Origin of the sequence: Methylobacterium oryzae, assembly GCF_036441375.1 — a bacterium.
Classification (GTDB): Bacteria; Pseudomonadota; Alphaproteobacteria; order Rhizobiales; family Beijerinckiaceae; genus Methylobacterium; species Methylobacterium oryzae_A.
Genome location: NZ_MLCA01000001.1, coordinates 1175761 through 1194130, shown reverse-complemented (window position 1 = coordinate 1194130; position 18370 = coordinate 1175761). Strand labels below are relative to the sequence as shown.

18 protein-coding genes and 1 pseudogene are annotated in these 18370 nt (G+C 70.6%); 9 read left to right on the top strand and 10 right to left on the bottom strand.

Features of this window, described 5'->3' with window-relative positions; all coding sequences use genetic code 11:
• Window position 1 precedes the first annotated feature (1 nt).
• From MOTC310_RS05700 to MOTC310_RS05670, 7 genes and pseudogenes are all read right to left on the bottom strand, one after another.
• Window positions 2-958, bottom strand: coding sequence for a YncE family protein (locus MOTC310_RS05700; RefSeq protein WP_331301089.1), 957 nt, complete (start codon window positions 956-958; stop codon window positions 2-4).
• A complete protein-coding gene (locus MOTC310_RS05695; protein ID WP_331290504.1) occupies window positions 955-1488 on the bottom strand; it encodes an SRPBCC family protein in 534 nt (177 codons plus the stop codon). Before MOTC310_RS05695 ends, MOTC310_RS05700 begins: the two co-directional genes overlap by 4 nt.
• Window positions 1489-1509: 21 nt before the next feature.
• Window positions 1510-2100 (bottom strand): DUF447 domain-containing protein, encoded by a 591-nt coding sequence (locus MOTC310_RS05690; protein WP_331290503.1) that lies wholly within the window; start codon window positions 2098-2100, stop codon window positions 1510-1512.
• Window positions 2101-2104: 4 nt separating this feature from the next.
• Window positions 2105-3667 carry a DUF6513 domain-containing protein gene (locus MOTC310_RS05685; RefSeq protein WP_331301088.1) on the bottom strand — a complete coding sequence of 521 codons (1563 nt, stop codon included), beginning with the start codon at window positions 3665-3667 and terminating at the stop codon, window positions 2105-2107.
• Window positions 3664-4239, bottom strand: coding sequence for an amino acid kinase family protein (locus MOTC310_RS05680; protein WP_331301087.1), 576 nt, complete (start codon window positions 4237-4239; stop codon window positions 3664-3666). Before MOTC310_RS05680 ends, MOTC310_RS05685 begins: the two co-directional genes overlap by 4 nt.
• Window positions 4236-4896, bottom strand: a pseudogene (locus tag MOTC310_RS05675) ((5-formylfuran-3-yl)methyl phosphate synthase). The gene MOTC310_RS05680 and the pseudogene MOTC310_RS05675 overlap by 4 nt, the downstream one beginning before the upstream one ends.
• Window positions 4897-4923: 27 nt before the next feature.
• The gene (locus tag MOTC310_RS05670) at window positions 4924-5451 is read right to left on the bottom strand and encodes a DUF3280 domain-containing protein (RefSeq protein WP_331301086.1); all 528 of its coding nucleotides are present in this window, start codon (window positions 5449-5451) and stop codon (window positions 4924-4926) included.
• Between the two features lie 183 nt (window positions 5452-5634).
• On the opposite strand from MOTC310_RS05670, the gene MOTC310_RS05665 reads away from it, so the two are divergent.
• The 9 genes from MOTC310_RS05665 to MOTC310_RS05625 all read left to right on the top strand — a co-directional run bounded on the left by MOTC310_RS05665 (window position 5635) and on the right by MOTC310_RS05625 (window position 14578).
• Entirely contained in the window at window positions 5635-6906 is a 1272-nt protein-coding gene (locus MOTC310_RS05665) for an ABC transporter substrate-binding protein (RefSeq protein WP_331301085.1), read from the top strand.
• A gap of 121 nt (window positions 6907-7027) precedes the next feature.
• Window positions 7028-8011, top strand: coding sequence for a YVTN family beta-propeller repeat protein (locus MOTC310_RS05660; protein WP_331301084.1), 984 nt, complete (start codon window positions 7028-7030; stop codon window positions 8009-8011).
• Between the two features lie 67 nt (window positions 8012-8078).
• Window positions 8079-8513 carry a cupredoxin domain-containing protein gene (locus MOTC310_RS05655; RefSeq protein WP_331301083.1) on the top strand — a complete coding sequence of 145 codons (435 nt, stop codon included), beginning with the start codon at window positions 8079-8081 and terminating at the stop codon, window positions 8511-8513.
• Window positions 8513-8755 carry a hypothetical protein gene (locus MOTC310_RS05650; RefSeq protein WP_331290480.1) on the top strand — a complete coding sequence of 81 codons (243 nt, stop codon included), beginning with the start codon at window positions 8513-8515 and terminating at the stop codon, window positions 8753-8755. Before MOTC310_RS05655 ends, MOTC310_RS05650 begins: the two co-directional genes overlap by 1 nt.
• Window positions 8752-9501 (top strand): ABC transporter ATP-binding protein, encoded by a 750-nt coding sequence (locus MOTC310_RS05645; RefSeq protein ID WP_331290478.1) that lies wholly within the window; start codon window positions 8752-8754, stop codon window positions 9499-9501. The genes MOTC310_RS05650 and MOTC310_RS05645 overlap by 4 nt, the downstream gene beginning before the upstream one ends.
• On the top strand, window positions 9498-10391 hold the full coding sequence (locus MOTC310_RS05640) for an ABC transporter permease (RefSeq protein WP_331301082.1): 894 nt from the start codon (window positions 9498-9500) through the stop codon (window positions 10389-10391). Before MOTC310_RS05645 ends, MOTC310_RS05640 begins: the two co-directional genes overlap by 4 nt.
• Before the next feature lie 13 nt (window positions 10392-10404).
• Window positions 10405-11043 carry a hypothetical protein gene (locus tag MOTC310_RS05635; RefSeq protein ID WP_331301081.1) on the top strand — a complete coding sequence of 213 codons (639 nt, stop codon included), beginning with the start codon at window positions 10405-10407 and terminating at the stop codon, window positions 11041-11043.
• A gap of 247 nt (window positions 11044-11290) precedes the next feature.
• Window positions 11291-13861, top strand: coding sequence for a TonB-dependent receptor (locus MOTC310_RS05630; protein ID WP_331301080.1), 2571 nt, complete (start codon window positions 11291-11293; stop codon window positions 13859-13861).
• Window positions 13862-14224: 363 nt separating this feature from the next.
• Window positions 14225-14578: a hypothetical protein gene (locus tag MOTC310_RS05625; protein ID WP_331290494.1), complete on the top strand. Its 354-nt coding sequence runs from the start codon at window positions 14225-14227 to the stop codon at window positions 14576-14578.
• 42 nt (window positions 14579-14620) lie between these two features.
• Here the strand turns inward: MOTC310_RS05625 and MOTC310_RS05620 are convergent, their stop codons facing one another.
• The 3 genes from MOTC310_RS05620 to trhA form a co-directional block, all read right to left on the bottom strand.
• Window positions 14621-16138 carry an undecaprenyl-phosphate glucose phosphotransferase gene (locus tag MOTC310_RS05620; RefSeq protein WP_331290492.1) on the bottom strand — a complete coding sequence of 506 codons (1518 nt, stop codon included), beginning with the start codon at window positions 16136-16138 and terminating at the stop codon, window positions 14621-14623.
• Between the two features lie 144 nt (window positions 16139-16282).
• Window positions 16283-17482, bottom strand: a complete 1200-nt coding sequence (locus tag MOTC310_RS05615) for a glycosyltransferase family 4 protein (RefSeq protein ID WP_331301079.1) — start codon at window positions 17480-17482, stop codon at window positions 16283-16285.
• A 140-nt stretch (window positions 17483-17622) separates the two neighbouring features.
• The gene (gene trhA, locus MOTC310_RS05610; RefSeq protein WP_331290490.1) at window positions 17623-18306 is read right to left on the bottom strand and encodes a PAQR family membrane homeostasis protein TrhA; all 684 of its coding nucleotides are present in this window, start codon (window positions 18304-18306) and stop codon (window positions 17623-17625) included.
• Between the last annotated feature and the right edge of the window lie 64 nt (window positions 18307-18370).

The window sequence follows — 18370 nt, the reverse complement described above, 5'->3', positions numbered from 1 at the left end:
CTCAGCGCAGGAAGGCACCGAACGAGCGGGGGCCGTTGCCGGTGGCGATGGTCGCCGTCACCTTGAGCGTCCTGGAATCGAGGACGCTCAGCGTGTTGTCGCCCCAGTTGGCGACGTAGAGGCGACCGTCGGGATCCGCGGCGATCCCCTCCGGATGGTCGCCGACATCGACATCCGCGATCGGCTTGAGCGTGGCGAGGTCGAACGCCGTGACGCTGCCGGCATACTGGTCCGTCACGAAGCCGCGCCCGCCGGCGAGGGCGATCACGTAGGGTCGGCGGCCGGTCGGGACGCGGCCGATCTCGCGCCCCGCCTTGAGATCGAGGACCGAGACGTCATCGCCGGTCACGTTGGCCGTGTAGGCGCGCGCCGCCGCGGCATCGAGCGTGATGCCGAACGGATGCTGCCCCACCGGGATGACCCTGGTCTCCCGCCGGGTCGCGGCGTCCACGACCGAGACCGTGTCGGCCTCGCGGTTGGCGACGTAGAGCGTCGCCCCGTCGGGGCAGACGGCGATCCCCGAGGGCGAGGCGCCGACCGCGATCTCGCCGTCCGGGACCAGGGCGCCGTCGCGCTCGGTCAGCACGAACAGGCGGTGCCCGTACCAGTCGGCGACGTAGACCGTGCCGCCGCGCGGGTCGGCCGCGACGCCGAGCGGGCCGCCGGGCAGCGGGACCTCGGACAGGACCTTGCCGGCGTCGAGGTCGAGGATGGCGAGACCGTGCCCCTCCGGGCGCGTGACGTAGGCGCGCCGGCGATCGGGCGACAGGGCGATCCCGGCCGGGGCCCCGTCGACGGGGATGCGGCGCACCACCTTCCCGGCGGACAGGTCGACGATCTCGACCGCGCCGCCGAGCTGGGCGGTGACGATGGCCTCCCGGGCCGGTTCGGCGCGGGAGGCGGTCGCGACGAGGACGAGGCCGGCGGCGAGGGCCGCGCGGCCCCGAGCCGGGCTCACGAGCCCTTCTCGACCTTGGCCTTGAGGTTGGCGAGGCTCGCCTTGATCCAGTCGCCGACGCCCTTCTCGGAGGCCTCGTCGTTCAGGTCCGGCGGCGGGTCGTTGTTCATGTAGCCGCGATAGAAGGCGGCCTTCCACTCGACCTTCGACTTGGCGTTGCCCTCGGGCTCGACCGTGATCGTCGCCGAGTAGTCGTTCGCCGGAAGATCCTTCACGTCGACCTTGTCGATGTAGTAGGAGAACAGCTTGTCCTCCGGCTTGTACTTGTTGCTGGTTTCGGAGATCTGATTGCCGTTCTTGAGGGTCAGCACGCGCTTGAACTTGCCGGCCGGGTCGCCGGTGAGCTCGGTCTTGGTCACGTTCTGCATCCAGTCGGCGTTCTTCAGGTCGCCGACCACGGCCCAGACCTTGTCGGCGGGGGCGTTGATCTCGATCGACTCGGTGATCTTGCGCCGGGTCGGGCCGTGGGCCTGCGCGGTCGCCGCCACCAGGGCGGCCGTGGCCGCCAGGGCCAGGGTGATTTTCTTCATCTTGTCCTTCTCCTCCCGCCCTCAGCGGTCGTCGCGATCGAGGACGCGCGCCTCGGGGCCGAGCGCCGCCGCGACCTTGTCCTCGATCCAACCCCAGGCCTCGCGCTCGCGGGGTCCGGCGGTCTTGCCGATGGCGATGGCGAGGTAGGCCATCTCCGTCAACACCTTGTCGGGCTCCAGCATGTGGAGCCGGGTCGAAAGAATGGCGGCCTCCAGAACGGCCGCCTGCGCGCGGTTGTAGCCGATGAACGGTTCGTGCGCGGCGCTGTGGACCATCCGGCCGCGGAAGCGCGGCCGGGTCTCGTGCGCCTCTACGGCGGCGACAGCGAACTCCGCGTGCCCGAAACTGTCGGCGAGGCGGCGGCCCTCGATCGCCGCGCAGGGCAGCGTCGGCCACTCGCGCCGGCCGGTCACCGCGCCGGCGATCACCCGGATGTCGCGCGGGCTCGAGGCCGCGAAGCAGGGATTCGCCTCCAGGTTGGCGATGGTCGGCGATGGCCGGAACGGCGCGAGGACGTAGCCCTCCGCCTCGCCGATCAGCCCGAACGGGACGAGATGCAGCTCCCCCGCCGGGGACAGGGTCGTGACGATGGTCTCGAGGATCAGCGGCATGGCCTCACGCCTTGTCGGCGGGGACGAGGCGCCCGCAGACCAGCTTCGCCGGCGGGTCCTGCGGACGCTCGGGGGCGACCGCGGCGCGGGCCTCGGCGTCCGGGACCGTCTCGGGCGGGGCGGCGCCGGCCTCGGGTTCGACCAGCCGGGCATCGCGCGTGCCGGGCGGCGGCGCGTCGGGCCCGGAATGGCGGGTGTGGCCGGCCTTCTTGAAGGCGGTGGCGTCCTCGACCTCGGCGTCGGCCGCGCAGCCCCAGTCGAGCGCCTCGTCCTGGACGTAGCGCTTGCCGAGCCGCCACGCCGTCTCGGCCTTGGCGAGCTCGGCGCCGAGGTAGAAGGCGTGGGCGCCGTCGCTCGCCACGTCGAGTTCGGGGAAGAAGGCCATCGCGTCGGTGCCGACCCTGTGGATGTCGCGGTTGTAGAGGTGGATTCCGTCCTCGGTGATCACGATCCGGTAATTCGGGTCGCGCACCTCGGCGGCCGCCTGGGCGATCTCGTCGGCGGTCTGCACGAACGGGCGCTTGTCGTGAAGGGCGAGCAGCGCCCGGCCGTAGCCCTTCGGCAGCGCCGAATCGGCCTTGGCCGCGTACATGACCCGCCGGGCCGCGTCGTGCTCCTCGACGGTGCGGCGGGTGTGGTTGGAGACCTGCACGATCAGCACGTTGCGGATCGACAGCTCCGAGCACATGCCGACGAGCAGCGCGGTGACGCCGAGGGAATCGGCCTCGGTCAGCTCGGTCAGGTTGCCGGTGCCCATCATCATGTCGATCTCGGGCCAGCGGGCGCGGGTGTCGCGGTAGCGCGCGATCGAGTCGACGAAGCCGTGATGGATCGGCTCGAGGATCGGGTCGGCCAGGAACGGCCGCCCCGCCTTGAGCATGCGCTCGATCGCCCGGTCGAGGGAGGGCAGGTCGTCGGGCCGCATCGGCACGAGGACCGGCACCGCGTCGGTCTCGAAGGCGAGATCGAGGGTCTCCTCGTTCAGGCTCAGCAGGAAGTCGGCGCCGGCCCCGGCGCCCCGGACGAGCTCCTCGCGGGAGAAGGAATCGACACTGACCTTCAGGCCGGCGCCCTTCAGCGCCCGCACGGAATCCTCGAGATGCGGGAACGGGGTGTCGGGCAGGCCGCCGAGATCGATCACGTCCGCGCCGCGCCGGGCGAGGTCGAGGCCCTTGGCGAGGATCTGCGCGACGCTCATCTTCGACGCGTCCACGATCTCCGAGAAGATCCGGAGGTCGTGCCGGGACAGGTCGACCTTGCGGGCGGTCAGGCCGAGCCATGCCGGCAGGTCGACCACCTCGTCGGGTCCGCGCTCCACGGGAACGCCGAAATGCGCCGCGAGATGCTCGGGATCGGCCCGGCACCGGCCCGGCAGGATGACCCGGGTGGCCCCCTCGGGCAGGACGACCCGTCGGCGGATGATCTCCTCGGTCATCAGCGCCGCGACCTTCACACCGGCATCGGCGATGCTCCAGTGCAGGGTCGGCGGCAGCCCCGCCGCGACCTTCTCGAGCCGCGCCCGGGCGAGACGACCGGTGACGAAGACGATGTGCTCGGCGGTGCTCACGCGGCGGCCCTCGTCTCGACCGCGACCCAGCGGTGCGGTCCCCAGATCTCGATCGCGCCCTCGAAAGCGGCCGCGAAGCCCGGGAAGGCGGCGTCCACGGTCCCGTCCCGCGCCAGCGCGGCGGGGTCCAGGCCCGGCGGCGCGTCGACCGATTTCACCAGGACACAGCGCTCCGCCCGGATCTGCGTCGCGAGCCACAGGGCGAGGCTGTCCGAGGTGACGTCCCAGGTCTCCGGGATGTCCGGATGGCCGGCCCGGAGAGCGCGCGGGTTCCACACCCGGAGCCGCGCGGGCGCGGTCTCGGTCCAGGGCTCCAGGCTCTGCACGAGCCGTGGCTCGATCCCGCGGAAAATGCCGGCGGCGTCGCTCATCGCGTCGAGCGCGCGGCGATGCGCCTCGGCATCGCCGAAGCGCTCCCGCATCTGCGCGGCCCGCACAGCGTTCGCGAAGGTGCCGCCGCCCGGCACCACGATGCAGCGTCCGTGCGCGCCGTCGGCGATCGCCTCCAGGAGGGCGCGGCGGCGATGCGGATCCGCCTCGAGGCTGCCGCCGATCTTGATGACGGTGGTCACGCCGCGTCCTGCCGGCTCGGCCGCAGGGCGCGCAGCGCCTCGGCCACCCGCAGGGGATCGATGCCGCTGCGGCGATCGAAATCGCGGCACAGGCCGCCGCGGAAGCCGAGGTAGTCCGGCCGATGCGCGCGCAGGCCCGGAATGTCGATCACCCGCAGCGACCCGGCGAGGCCGCTCATCAGACCGTGCGCCCGGCAAGCGGCGGTGAAGGCCGAGAGGTCCGCGGGGGCGGCGAGATCCGGCAGGCGGGCGCCGCGCTTCCCGGCGGTGTCGATCATCGCGCCCGCGAACCCGGCGGCGGCCAGCGCGGGCACGTGCGGCGCGGCCGGCCCGTCCTCGGCGAACAGGACGGCGATCCGCGTCCCGAAGCTCGGCCGGAGCGAGGCCGACCTTCACCCAGTCGACGCCGGTCCGCGCCAGGGCCGCGACCGACGCGGCCGCCGGATCGGCCACCGCGCTCGTCGCGGCACCGCCGGACACGCGGGCGACGATCTCCCGCACGACCGCCTCGTCCAGGGCGCCGAGCGCCCCGCGCTCCGGATCCTTGGCGTCGATCAGGTCGGCGCCCGCGAGGCGGGCGGCCTCGGCCTCGGCCGGGTCGCGGACGCTGACGAGGAGCCGGGGCGGAGGATCTTGCGGGCTGAAAGACGCGGACACGAAACACTCGGACTTGAACGGGCGGTCTCAGGACTTCCCGGGCAGCGGCTCGGCGAGCAGGCGGTTCTTCACCACCCAACGCATCGCGTGCGCCCAGGTATCGTCGGTGTCGGCCCGGATCGTCACCTGCCCGCCGCGCACCACCTTGCCGGTATCGGCCTCGGCGATCGAGACGCTCAGGTTGAAGATCTGGCCGGACCCCTTCTCCACATAGCCGGTCACGACGAGGTCCGCACCCAGGCTCTTGGCGATGTCGGCCGCGCAGCCGTTGCATTTGTAGAGCGGGCCCTCCTTGGCGACGACGGCCGCCTTGGGGGCGGTGTCGACGATCTCCAGCCCGGCCTTGTCGCGCAGGGCGTTGCGCAACTCATCGGTGACGAGGGTAAGTTTGCGGGCATCGACCGGCCGCGTCCGCGTTCCGTAGGACGCGCCGGGATCAAACAGCTCGACCGGGAACACGGCGGCCTTCTCGGCGGCGCCGGCCGCGCAGGGCAGGACGGCCGCCAGGGCCGCGACGCTGCAGGCCATCGCGGCGCGGAGGGACGTGGGGCGCATCGGCGGGGGCTTCCTCTCGCGGCATCCGGCCGCCCGAGGCGGCCTCTTTCCCGCCATAGGTCGGGCGAAGGGACAATTTGGCAATGTACTTCCGCGCCCGCCTATCCCACGACGGTAACGTGAACGTCGGGACGACGGCCCGCGGTTGAGCGGCCCGAGCGGAAGCTGATAGAGGGCGCCCACATGCACCATCCTGCGCCCGACACGGCCCTCCGGCACAAGACCCGCCCGTCCTGGCTGCGCGCGGCCGTCCTCGCGCTGGCCCTCGCTCCGGCGGCGGCGCGGGCCGAGGACGCGGCGCCGGCCGCGACGGCGCAGCCGGCCCGGCCCACCGCGCCGCAGGCGCTCGAGACTCCTATCGGCCTGATCTACCGGCCCCAGCCCGCCCCCTCCTCGTACGATGCCGAGGCGGCGCCGGAGGACGAGGGGCTGGCCGGCGCCAAGATGGGCATCGCCGACAACAACACCACCGGCCGCTTCACGAAGCAGACCTACACCCTCGACGAGGTCGCCCTGACCGACGACAAGCCGGACGCCGTGGCGGCCGCCAAGGATCTGATCGGCAAGGGCGTGCGCTATCTGGTCCTGGCGCTCCCCGCCGACGCCGTCCTGGCGGTGGCCGACGCCGTCAAGGACACGGGCGCGGTCGTCCTCAACGCCGGCGCGCCCGACGACCGGCTGCGCGGCGCCGAGTGCCGCGCCAACGTGTTCCACATCCTGCCATCGCGGGCGATGCTGACGGACGCCCTGGCGCAGTACCTCACGGTGATGCGCTGGCGGAAGCTCTTCCTGATCGTCGGCCCGACCGACGCCGACAAGGCCTACGCCGACGCGATGCGCAACTCGGCGCGGAAATTCGCGCTGAAGATCACCGCCGAGAAGCCCTGGACCTTCGGCCCGCTCGCCAAGGCGCGCGGCGACACGCCGACCCGCGCCGAGGCGATGGTCTTCACCCGGGGCCTCGACTACGACATGGCCATCGTGGCCGACGAGGAGGGCGATTGGGGCGACTACGTTCCCTACCGCACCGTCGATCCGCGGCCCGTCGGCGGCACGCAGGCGCTGACGCCCACGACCTGGTCCCCCGTGCTGGAGACCTGGGGCGCCGCGCAGGCCCAGAATCGGTTCCGGCGGCTCGCCTCGCGGCTGATGCGCCCGCTCGACTACCAGGTCTGGGCCGCGGTGCGGACGGTCGGCGAGGCCGTGACGGCCAAGAAGACCAACGACCCGGCCGTGATCGCCCCCTACCTCGTCGAGCCGGCCTTCACGTTGCCGGCCTACAAGGGCGTGCCGCTGAGCTTCCGGCCCTGGGACCACCAGCTGCGCCAGGCGATCATCGTGGTTCAGCCCAAGGCGCTGGTCTCCGTCGCGCCCGAGCAGGGATTCCTGCACCAGCGCACGCCCCTCGACACGCTGGGCGTCGATCTCCCGGAGACCACCTGCAAGTTCAAGTGAGCCCGGGGCCTGCGGCGATGGCGAGCGGCCGAAGCCCTCGCAACGCGCGGAAATCGCACTACAAACGTCTCCCGAGAACGTCCGTCCAGGACGCCGGGCCGTCGCAAGGGAAGGAAGTCGTATGAGCCGCCGCGTCGAGGCATGTCTGAGTGGAGTCGCCCTCGGTGCGTGGTTCGCCCTGTGCGGCCCGGCCGCCGCCTTCACCGCCTATGTCACGAACGAGAAGGGCAACTCGGTCAGCGTCATCGACACCACCACGATGGCGGTGACGGCGACCTGGAAGGTCGGGCGTCGCCCGCGCGGGGTGACCGTCTCCAAGGACGGCAAGGAGCTGTTCGTCTGCGCCAGCGACGACGACCGGATCGACGTGCTCGACACGAGTTCCGGCAAGGTCGTGCGCTCGCTGCGCTCGGGGCCCGATCCGGAGCAGTTCATCCTCGACGCCTCCGGGAACCCGCTCTACGTCGCGAACGAGGACGACAGCCAGGTCACGATCATCGACATCGAGAAGAACAAGGTGCTCGCCGAGGTGCCGGTCGGCGTCGAGCCGGAGGGGATGGGCCTGTCGCCGGACGGGAAGATCCTGGTCAACACCTCCGAGACGACCAACATGGCCCACTTCATCGACACGAAGACCTTCCAGGTCATCGACAACGTGCTGGTCGATGCCCGGCCGCGCTTCGCCGAGTTCACCGCCGACGGCAAGTTCCTGTGGGTGTCGGCGGAAGTCGGCGGCACGGTGAGCGTGATCGACGTCGCGCAGCGCCGGGTGATCAAGAAGATCACCTTCAAGATCCCGAGCGTGAACGACGAGGCGATCCAGCCGGTGGGCATCCGGATCACGAAGGACGGTACCAAGGCCTTCGTGGCCCTCGGCCCGGCGAACCGGGTGGCGGTGATCGACGCCAAGACCTACGAGGTCGAGAAGTACCTGCCGGTCGGCCAGCGCGTCTGGCAGCTGGCCTTCACGCCGGACCAGAAGATGCTGTTCACCACGAACGGCACTTCCAACGACGTCTCGGTGATCGACGTGGCCGCCGAGAAGGTGGTGAAGAGCATCCCGGTCGGGCTCCTGCCCTGGGGTGTGGCGATCTCGCCGAACTGATCCGCGCGACCTCCGGGCGCCTTGCGAGGACGGCCGCGCGCGACGCGGCCCTAGGGTGGAACACGACATGACGCGCATGTTTCGAACGGCGGCCCTGGGCCTGGCAGGGCTGCTCGCCGCGGCTCCGGCCAGCGCCCTGGACCTGACCAAGAAGCGGGAGAACCTGCCCGACCTCGTCCTCGGCGACGATCAGGGCAACGACTTCGTGGTCGAGAACAAGGACATCACGCTGGAATCCGGCAAGGCCTACCGGCTGCGGATCGTCGCCAAGGCGCATCAGGAGTACAAGTTCTACGCGCCCGAGTTCTTCCGCTACATCTGGTTCAACCAGATCGTGATCGAGCACAAGGAGATCCATGGCGGCGGCCCGCCCGATCACCTGGAGTTCGACGATCCCGGCGAGATCGCCATCGAGTTCGTCGCGATCAAGCCGGGCACCTACACCTGGTCGGCGCACGGCCTGGAATCCAAGGGCATGACCGGCACGCTGACGGTGAAGTGATGCGCCTCCTCCTGCTCTCCGCCTGCCTCCTCGCCGCCGGACCGGCCGTGGCGGCCGACGACGCCTCCTCTTGCGCCGAGGGCATCGCGATGATCCGCGACGCGCTGGCGCTGAACCCGCCCGAGACGGCCGTGCCGAAGCTCAGGAAGGCCCTGCGGGTCGCCGAGCGGGAGCAGAAGGAGGGCGAGTTCGACGAGTGCCTCGACGCCGTCGCCGACGCCCGGAAGGTCCTGGGCCGATGAGCGCATCCGAGTCGGCGGCCCTCCTGATCGAGCATGTCGGTCACCGGTTCGGCGCCCGGGCCGCGCTGGACGACGTCTCGATCACGGTGGAGCGCGGGCACTTCGCCGCGCTGCTGGGGCCGAACGGCGCCGGCAAGACGACGCTGTTCTCGGTCATCACCCGCCTCTACAACAACCAGACCGGACGGGTCTCGATCTTCGGCCACGCCCTCGACCGCGAGCCGTCCCGGGCGCTGGCGCGGCTCGGCGTCGTGTTCCAGGCCCGGACCCTCGACACCGATCTCACCGTCGAGCAGAACCTCCTCTACCACGCGAGCCTGCACGGCATCGCGCGCGCCGCCGCGAAGGCGCGCGTCGGCGCGCTGCTCGACCGCGTCGGGCTGGCCGACCGGCGCCACGACAAGGTGCGCACGCTCTCGGGCGGCCAGTCGCGCCGCATCGAGATCGCCCGCTCGCTGATCCACCGCCCGGACCTGCTGCTCCTCGACGAGCCGACCGTCGGCCTCGACCTCGAATCCCGGGCCGACATCGTGGCGATCGTCCGCGCTCTGGTGCGGGAGGAGGGATTGTCGGTGCTCTGGGCGACCCACATCTTCGAGGAGATCGCGGACGACGACGACGCCGTGGTGCTGCACCGGGGCCGGATCGTCGCCCGGGGCCGGGCCGGCGGGATCGGCAGGCCCGGCGAGGCGCTCGCCGACGCGTTCCGACGCCTCGTGGCCGAGCCGGGGAGGGCGGCGGCATGACGAACCCGACACCCCTCGCCACCCGGATCGGCACCGCACCGCCGCGCGGCCAGTCCGAGCGGATCGGCCGCCTCGACGCGGTGGGCTACCTGATCTGCCTCGGCGGCATCGTCCGCCGCGAGCTCCTGCGCTTCTTCAATCAGAAGGAGCGGTTCTTCTCGGCGCTGGTCCGGCCGCTGGTCTGGCTGTTCATCTTCGCCGCGGGCTTCCGCAACACGCTCGGCGTGTCCATCGAGCCGCCCTACCAGACCTACGTGCTCTACGAGGTCTACGTGGTGCCGGGGCTCGCCGTGATGATCCAGCTGTTCAACGGCATGCAATCGTCGCTGTCGATGGTCTACGACCGCGAGGTCGGCTCGATGAAGGTGCTGCTCACCTCGCCCTATCCGCGCTGGCTGCTCCTGCTCGCCAAGCTGATCGCCGGCGTCGCCGTCTCGATCGTGCAGGCCTACGCGTTCCTGGCCGTGGCGTATTTCTGGGAGAGCGACATCCCGTGGCTCGGCTACCTGACGGCGCTGCCGGCCTTCCTGGCGACCGGCCTCATGCTCGGGGCGATCGGGCTGTTCCTGTCCTCGCTGGTCCGCCAGCTCGAGAACTTCGCCAGCGTGATGAACTTCGTGATCTTCCCGATGTTCTTCGCCTCGTCGGCCCTCTACCCCCTGTGGCGGATTCGGGAATCCTCCGAGACCCTGTACTGGATCTGCGAGCTGAACCCGTTCAGCCACGCGGTCCAGCTCGTCCGCTACGCGCTCTACGTCCAGTTCGAGCCGGTCGCCTGCGCCGTGGTGGTGGGCGTGGGTCTCGCCTTCTTCGGCATGGCGGTGGTCGCCTACGATCCCGGCCGCGGCATCATGGCCCGGCGCGGCGGCCCGGCCGGCGACAATACCTGATGGAGTCCGCCCGATGAACGTCGTCCTGACCCGCATCCTCGGCCCGGCGCTGGGGCTCGCGCTCCTCGCCGGTCCCGCCCTGGCCCAGCCCAGAACGGATCCGGACTGGCCCTGCGTCCAGCGCAAGGTCGCGACCCTGAGCCCCGGCCAGTTCTGGACCGGGCCCGACGTGGAGGCGGCCGGCGACTGGGGCAGCGACAACGACGCCGCCGTCTTGGCGCAGAAGATCGCGTCCCGCCGCACCGACCTGTCGCAGGTCGGCCCGCTCCTCGACACGTTCGCGGAGAAGTTCGGCGCCGACAAGGACGCGAAGGACAAGGCCCTGACACGCGTCTATGCCGGCGTGTTCGAGGTCCTCAACGGCGAGCGCAACAAGGTGGTCGGCGGCATCGCCCGCTACGCGCAGGGCCAGCGCCGGATGGCCGAGCGGATCCGCGACGAGGCCGACAAGATCAGTCAGGTCAAGGACGCGCCGAGCGCCTCCGACGCCACCGAGCTGCCGAAGGACCAGTCCGAGCTGGAGACGAAGTTCGCCTGGGATCGCCGGATCTTCCAGGAGCGGAGCCAATCGCTGACCTATGTCTGCGAGGTTCCGCAGCTTCTGGAGCAGCGACTCGGCGAGATCGCGCGCCTGATTCAGGCCCGGCTCTGACGACACCCCGGCAGCCCTTGCCAAACTATCCCGGGCGGGTTGCCGAAATATCCCTAAGTGTCTGAGATCTTTACCGAAACTGTTGCTGTTTAAACACGTGGGCGCGGCTTCGGTCGGCGCGGACCGGAAATGAGGCCGAAACGCGTCTCACGTGTTGTTGAACCAATTGTGCCCGCCCCCGGCACCCGCCAAGAGAGACTCAAGCTCGGCAGTCACGAGCATGTGTTCGGGTTTGAGGGGGTTGGGAATGTCACTTCGGGCGCTTCGGAGCAGCCTGGTCGCGTCGGCATCGGTCCTGGCCGGGACGGTTCTTCCCGCCGCGGTGCAGGCTCAGCAATCGGTGACGCTCGGCGAGATCAGCGTCGTCTCGACCTCGCCGGTCGGGTCCGGCGGCGGCACGTCGAGCCAGTCGCAGGTCTTCAACGGTCCCGGCCCGGTGCCCCCGGCCGGCTCGGTGGGCCCGAGCGCCGGCACGCGCCTGCGCGGCTCCGAGCAGCCCCTCTACAAGATCCCCAGCACCGTCGAGTCCGTCACGGCGAGCGATCTGACGATCGATCGGGCCAACGACAACCTGACGACGACGCTGGCCCGGCGCACGCCCGGCATCAACGTCTCCGACTCGCAGGGCAACAACAACCGCGTCGACATCACCTATCGCGGCTTCACGGCCTCGCCCGTGCAGGGCGTGCCGCAGGGCCTCGCCGTCTACCAGAACGGCGTGCGCATCAACGAGGCCTTCGGTGACATCGTCAATTTCGACCTGATCCCCCCGCAGGCGATCCAGCGCATCGACGTCGTCACCGGCAATCCGGTCTTCGGCCTCAACGCGCTCGGCGGCGCGGTCAACATCCAGATGAAGAACGGCTTCACCTGGCAGGGCACCGAGATCTCGGCCTGGGGCGGCTCGGACGCGCGCACCGCCGGCTACCTCGAATACGGCAAGGTCTCGGGTCCCTGGAGCGTCTACTTCACCGGCGACGGCCTGAACGACCGCGGCTGGCGCTACGAGAGCCCGAGCACGATCGGCCGGCTCTACGGAGATATCGGCTACCGCTCGCAGGATTCGGAGTTCCACCTGATCGGGCTCGCCGCCCGCAGCTTCTACGGCGCGGCCGCCGCCACGCCGGTGGACTTCACCCACCGCGACCCGCGGGCGATCTTCACCTATCCGCAGACCACCACCACCGAGGTGGGCACGCTCCAGCTGACCGGCCGGGTCGACCTGTCGCCGACCTGGGACCTCGCCGGCAACGCCTATTTCCGCCGCTTCAGCCAGACCTACGTCGACGGCAACGACGGCAACTTCGAGAACTGCAGCTCGCGGTCGAGCTTCCGCGGCAATCTCTGCTTCGAGGATGACGGGTTCAGCCCGGCGGCCGGCCAGTCGCAGAACGCGTTCCGCAACCAGTTCCTGATCCTGGGTCAGCAGAACCAGCGCATCCCGTTCCGGTCGGGCATCCCCTACGGCACGCTGGACACGACCCGGACCGAGGCGACCGGCTTCGGCGGCTCGCTCCAGGCGGCCAACCGCGACCGGATCTTCGGCCTGTCGAACACCTTCGTAATCGGCGGCAGCATCGACGCGGCCAATTACGGGTTCAAGTCGTCCAGCACCCTGGGCGTGATCAACCCGAACCTGTCGATCACCACCGATCCGAGCAACCCGTTCTACGGCAACGTCCCGGGCCTCGGCACGCCGCAGCTGCGGACGGCGGGCGCGCTCGGCATCGCGCCGAGCTCCGTCAACGGCTCCAACCTCTATATGGGCCTCTACACCCTCGACACGCTCGACGTGACCGACCGGCTGTCGCTGACCGCCGGCGCGCGGCTCAACTTCGCGCGCATCCAGAGCGAGGATCTGACCGGCTTCTCGCCGGACGTGACCGGCACGCACTACTTCAACAAGATCAACCCGGTCGCCGGCCTCACCTACCGGTTCTTCGACGCGCTGAACCTCTACGGCAGCTACTCGGAATCGAACCGCGCCCCGACCCCGCTGGAGCTGGCCTGCGCCAACCCGGACCGGCCGTGCCTGCTGCCGAACTCGCTGGTGGCCGACCCGCCGCTCAAGCAGGTCACCGGGCGGACCTACGAGGTCGGCTTCCGCGGCCAGCTGCCGAACACCTATGACGGCGGCATCATCACCTACAAGATCGGCGCCTTCCGCACCGACCTCGCCAACGACATCCTCTCGCTGGCCACCCCCGGCAACACCGCCCGCGCCTACTTCGTCAACGTGCCGTCGACGCAGCGGCAGGGTATCGAGGTCGGCGGCGAGTACACGGCCGACTACCTGCGGGTCTACGCCAACTACGCGCTGGTCGACGCCACCTTCCAGTTCAACGGCACCCTGTCCTCGCCCAACAACCCGCTCGCGGATGACGGCGCGATCCAGGTCCGCAAGGGCAACATCGTGCCGCTGGTGCCGACCCACCAGATCAAGGCCGGGTTCGACTACTTCGTGACGCCGAACTGGCAGTTCGGCCTCTACCTTCAGGCCTTCTCCTCGTCCTACTTCCGCGGCGACGAATCGAACCTGAACCGCAAGCTGCCGCCCTACTACGTGCTGAACTTCCAGACAAAGTATCAGGTGACGAAGAACCTCGAGGTCTTCGGCCTCATCACCAACCTGACCAACAACCGCTACGCCACTTTCGGCACCTTCGCCGAGCCCGGCGCGGTGGCCGGCAACCTGCGGATCAGCGATCCGCGGACCACGACCCTGGCGCAGCCCTTCTCGGTCTACGCCGGCATCCGCTACGCCTTCGGCGCCGATCCCGTGCCGATGTCGCCGGAGCCGATCATCCGGAAGTACTGATCCGTCCCGTTTCGGGGGCCCCATGCGGCCTCCTGTCTCAGGAACGGGCCCGTCTGCCCGGAGTCTCCCCGGTAGCCGCACCGTCGCGCCACCGCCCGCTCCCGAGCGGAATGGCCGTGCCGGTCGCATCCCGACACCGTGGAGTCTCGACCCGATGATCATCCGTTTCGCTGTTGCAGCCCTGGCCCTGGCGGTCGCGACGCCGGCCCNCCGTCCCGTTTCGGGGGCCCCATGCGGCCTCCTGTCTCAGGAACGGGCCCGTCTGCCCGGAGTCTCCCCGGTAGCCGCACCGTCGCGCCACCGCCCGCTCCCGAGCGGAATGGCCGTGCCGGTCGCATCCCGACACCGTGGAGTCTCGACCCGATGATCATCCGTTTCGCTGTTGCAGCCCTGGCCCTGGCGGTCGCGACGCCGGCCCTGGCGACCCCGTGCTCCGACGAGGTCGACACGCTGCAGCGGCGGCTCGACAGCGCCGGCGCCGCCGCGGTGACCGGCTCGACGCCGCCCGGCGGCACCACGTCGTCCAACTCGCCGAAGGCGCTCGACACGCCGCCGGGCCTCACCAAGTCGGATGCCGCCGTGAAGCCGACCGCCTCGGGCGTGGAGGAGGCCAAGAAGCTGGTCGCCCAGGCGCGCCAGCAGGACAAGGCCGGCGACGCCCAGGGCTGCCGCGACACCATCCTGAAGGCCAAGGAGAAGGCCGGCGCCCTGCCGTAGTGGCGCCCTCGGCCGGCGCCGCCCCGGTGCCGGCCCCTCGACTCAGTAGGCGTTCTCGGTCTTGAACAGCGCGAACGGCGTGGTCAGCAGGATCTGCAGGTCGAGCAGCACCGACCAGTTCTCAATGTAGTAGAGGTCGTGCTCGACGCGCCGCTGCAGCTTCTCGGACGTGTCCGTCTCGCCGCGCCAGCCGTTGACCTGCGCCCAGCCGGTGATGCCGGGCTTGACCTTGTGGCGGGCGAAGTAGCCGTCGACCACCTGATCGTACAGCGTGTTGGCGGCCTTGGCCTGGAGGGCGTGGGGCCGCGGCCCGACCAGTGAGAGGTCGCCCTTCAGCACGTTGAACAGCTGCGGCAGCTCGTCCAGCGAGGTCTTGCGGATGAAGCGCCCGACCGGCGTCACGCGCGGGTCGCCCCGCGTGACCATACGGGCCGCGCCGGCGTCGCACTGATCGACGTACATCGAGCGGAACTTGTAGACCTCGATCAGCTCGTTGTTGAAGCCGTGACGCTTCTGCCGGAACAGGACCGGCCCGCGGGAGGTCAGGCGCACCGCGAGGGCGATCACCAGCATGAGCGGCGACAGCGCCAGCAGCATCATCAGGCCGACGCAGCGGTCGAACAGCGCCTTCACCACGACGTCCCAATCGGCGATCGGGCGGTCGAACACGTCCAGCACCGGGACCGACCCGAGATACGAGTAGCTGCGCGGGCGCAGGCGCAGCTTGGCGGCGTGCGCCGAGAGCCGGATGTCGATCGGCAGGACCCAGAGCTTGGCGAGCATCTGGAGGATCCGGGCCTCCGCGGTGATCGGGATGGTGAAGACGATCAGGTCGAGCCGGGCGTGCCGCGCGTAGGCGACGAGGTCGTCGACGTTGCCGAGCTTCGGGTGCCCCGCCACCACGTCCGAGGAGCGGTCGGCGTTGCGGTCGTCGAACACGCCGACGATGCGGATGCCGCTCTCGCTCTGCGTCTCCAGGGCGGCGATCAGGTCCTCCGCGGGCTGGCCGCCGCCCACGATCGCGGTCCGCCGGTCGAACCGTCCGGCGCGGGTCTGCGCGTCGATGATGCGGAAGAGGACGAAGCGCCCGACCAGGAGCGTCGCGAGGCCGGTGCCGAAGAAGCTCGCGAGCCAGAGGCGCGAGTAATGGTCGGCCACCTTGGCCAGCACGAGGCCGGCGGCGACCATCAGGAAGGTCATCGACCAGGCCGCGATCAGCCGGATGGCGGTCTTGAAGAAGCTCCGGAACGCCGCGATCCGGTAGCCGCCGGAGGCCTGGATCAGCGTCACGGAGATCACCGCGATCATCCCGATCGCGCCCGCGTAGGTCAGCCCGAACGGGACGCGGCCGCGCAGCATCAGCACGTGCAGCAGCGCGCCCAGCCCGAAGATGAAGGTGCATTCCAGCGCGCGCACCAGCCCGGCCACCACGACGGGCGAGATCGCGGTGGGCCCGGGCGCGGCGGTCTCGGCGAGGGGAACGCCGCCGGCGACCGGGGCCGCGGACGCCTCCATGGGGACGGCGGCTTCCAGAAGATCGCGAATGTCGAACGCGCTCATCGATCGGCTCCCCCCGAGCCCTGCGGTCGCTGCCCCGGCGGGAGCTTGGCACGGGGCGTTGTTGGAAAACTTAAGGGCGCGGTTGCCGCCGCCTTTTCCACTGCGGCGCACAGGCCCCCGATCGTCCCGTGCTCGTCAGCGCCCTCAGGCCGTCCGGGCTCCGGCGATCGCCCGCGGGGCGGGATCGCGGCGCTCCGCGCGGGCCTCGAAGGCCGCGGCGTAGCCGGAGGTCACCTCGCTGCCCATGCGTTCCAGGGAGAAGCGCTGCCGGATCGAGGCGCTCAAGCTCCGCGTCCGCGCGGCCAGCCGCTCCGGCGCGGCGTCGAGGACGCGCCGGATACCCTCGGCGAGCGCCGCCGGGTCCGCGGACGGGACGAGGTCGTGCGCGGCCGCGCCGAAGATCTCAGGGATGCCGCCGACCCGGGTTGCGACCAGGGGCTGCGCCGCCGCCGCCGCCTCCAGAACGACGTAGGGCAGCGACTCCGCCAGGGACGGGACCACGAGGATCCGGCCGCGGGCGAGCACGGAGCGGATCGCCTGCGGCGGCTCGAACGCCACCGCGTCGGCCAGGCCGAGGCGCGCCACGGTCTCCCGCAGGATCTCGGCATCCGGACCGGACCCGACCAGAAGCAGGCGCAGCGCCCGACCCTCGACCCGCAGCCGGACCAGGGCCTCGAGCAGGTAGGGCAGGCCCTTGGCCTCCCGCAACTCGCCGACATAGAGCAGGTCGAAGGGCTCCGCGACGCGATCCAGCGGCGCGAACTCGGCCTCGGCGATGCCGTTATGCACGATCCGCGTCACCCGCTCGGGGCCGCCGACGAAGCTCCGGTGGCGCCCGGCGACGTACTCGCTCTCGAACAGGAAGGCGTCGGTGCGGCGGGCGAGAACCGCCTCGGCCGCCATGTAGAGGCGGTGCAGCGGGCTGCCCGGCCGGTAATTGTAGCTGCCGCCGTGCGGCGTGTAGGCGCGGATCGTCCGACCCGCCGCGGCGAGCCGGGCGTAGGCGCCGCCCTTGGCGCCGTGTCCGTGGAGCACGTCCGCGCCGACCTCCGCCGACCTCCGCGCCACCGCCCTGAGGCAGGACCAGTCCGACGGATGCGGGTTCCGGCGCATGGGGACGCGGACGACGCCGAGATCCAGGCTGGGCGTCAGATCCGCCAGGGCGGCCGCGGCGCGGTCGCCGCCGGTGCTGGCGTCGCAGACGAGGCCGACATGGTGTCCCGCGGCCGCCTGGAGGCGGGCGAGGTCCAGCACGTGCCGAAACAATCCGCCCACGGGCGCCCGGAACACGTGCAGGATCCGGTAACGCTGAGCGGCGCCAGAGTCGATCGTCTTCGGGACCACGGTCCAGCTCCCGGGAACATCAGTCCTCAGGTTGTGGTGCACCTATGGTCGCGGGAAACTTAAGGCAGGTCCCAGCGCTCGACCTTTCCATCGAGACGGTAACCGGAGTTTTACACGCGCAGTCGCAATCGATTCCGACGCTACGTCATCGACAAGCCGTTCAGGCTGGCCCAGATCGTCCCGTAGTGGCAAGCCGTGGCGGCGAGGACGAAGCCGTGCCAGATCGCGTTCTGGAAGGGCAGGGTCCGCCAGATGTGGAACACGACGCCGACCGAGTAGAGCGCCCCGCCGATTGCCAGGAGCCACAGGGCCGTCGGCTGGAGCGCCGCGATCACCGATTCGTAGGCGAACAGCCCGCTCCAGCCGAGCAGCAGGTACAGCCCGATCGACAGACGGTCGAACCGCCCCGGCAGGAACAGCTTCACCGCGATCCCGACCAGCGCCACGATCCAGATCATCGCCAGGAGCGCGTAGGCCCGCGCTCCCGACCCGACGAGGGCGACCAGCGGCGTGTAGGTCCCGGCGATCATCAGGTAGATCAGGGCGTGGTCGGCGCGGCGCAGCAGCCACTTGCGCGGGCTCACCGGGTAGAGATTGTAGACGGCGGAGACGCCAAGCATCAGGACGAGCGCGGTGGCGTAGACGACCACCGCCGCCCGCTCGCCGAGACCGAGATGCGCCGTGACCGCGGTCGCCACCAGGGCGACGGCACCGGCGAGGCCGAGCATCACGCCCAGGCCGTGGATCACGCCATCCGCCATGATCTCCCGCGGCGTGTAGTGCCAGGTCAGGGAGAGCGGTCGACCATCCTCCGCGAGAGACATCTTGAAGCCTCCTGCAACGCGTGCAGCTTAAAGCTTGAGAAGTCTTAGTCGTTCCATGTGCAGA

Coding starts and splice junctions, on each gene's coding strand:
- MOTC310_RS05630 (WP_331301080.1), top strand. CDS start 11,291: ATGTCACTTCGGGCGCTTCGGAGCAGCCTGGTCGCGTCGGCATCGGTC.
- MOTC310_RS05645 (WP_331290478.1), top strand. CDS start 8,752: ATGAGCGCATCCGAGTCGGCGGCCCTCCTGATCGAGCATGTCGGTCAC.
- MOTC310_RS05650 (WP_331290480.1), top strand. CDS start 8,513: ATGCGCCTCCTCCTGCTCTCCGCCTGCCTCCTCGCCGCCGGACCGGCC.
- trhA (WP_331290490.1), bottom strand. CDS start 18,306: ATGTCTCTCGCGGAGGATGGTCGACCGCTCTCCCTGACCTGGCACTAC.
- MOTC310_RS05620 (WP_331290492.1), bottom strand. CDS start 16,138: ATGAGCGCGTTCGACATTCGCGATCTTCTGGAAGCCGCCGTCCCCATG.
- MOTC310_RS05670 (WP_331301086.1), bottom strand. CDS start 5,451: ATGCGCCCCACGTCCCTCCGCGCCGCGATGGCCTGCAGCGTCGCGGCC.
- MOTC310_RS05655 (WP_331301083.1), top strand. CDS start 8,079: ATGACGCGCATGTTTCGAACGGCGGCCCTGGGCCTGGCAGGGCTGCTC.
- MOTC310_RS05665 (WP_331301085.1), top strand. CDS start 5,635: ATGCACCATCCTGCGCCCGACACGGCCCTCCGGCACAAGACCCGCCCG.
- MOTC310_RS05660 (WP_331301084.1), top strand. CDS start 7,028: ATGAGCCGCCGCGTCGAGGCATGTCTGAGTGGAGTCGCCCTCGGTGCG.
- MOTC310_RS05625 (WP_331290494.1), top strand. CDS start 14,225: ATGATCATCCGTTTCGCTGTTGCAGCCCTGGCCCTGGCGGTCGCGACG.
- MOTC310_RS05640 (WP_331301082.1), top strand. CDS start 9,498: ATGACGAACCCGACACCCCTCGCCACCCGGATCGGCACCGCACCGCCG.
- MOTC310_RS05690 (WP_331290503.1), bottom strand. CDS start 2,100: ATGCCGCTGATCCTCGAGACCATCGTCACGACCCTGTCCCCGGCGGGG.
- MOTC310_RS05635 (WP_331301081.1), top strand. CDS start 10,405: ATGAACGTCGTCCTGACCCGCATCCTCGGCCCGGCGCTGGGGCTCGCG.
- MOTC310_RS05695 (WP_331290504.1), bottom strand. CDS start 1,488: ATGAAGAAAATCACCCTGGCCCTGGCGGCCACGGCCGCCCTGGTGGCG.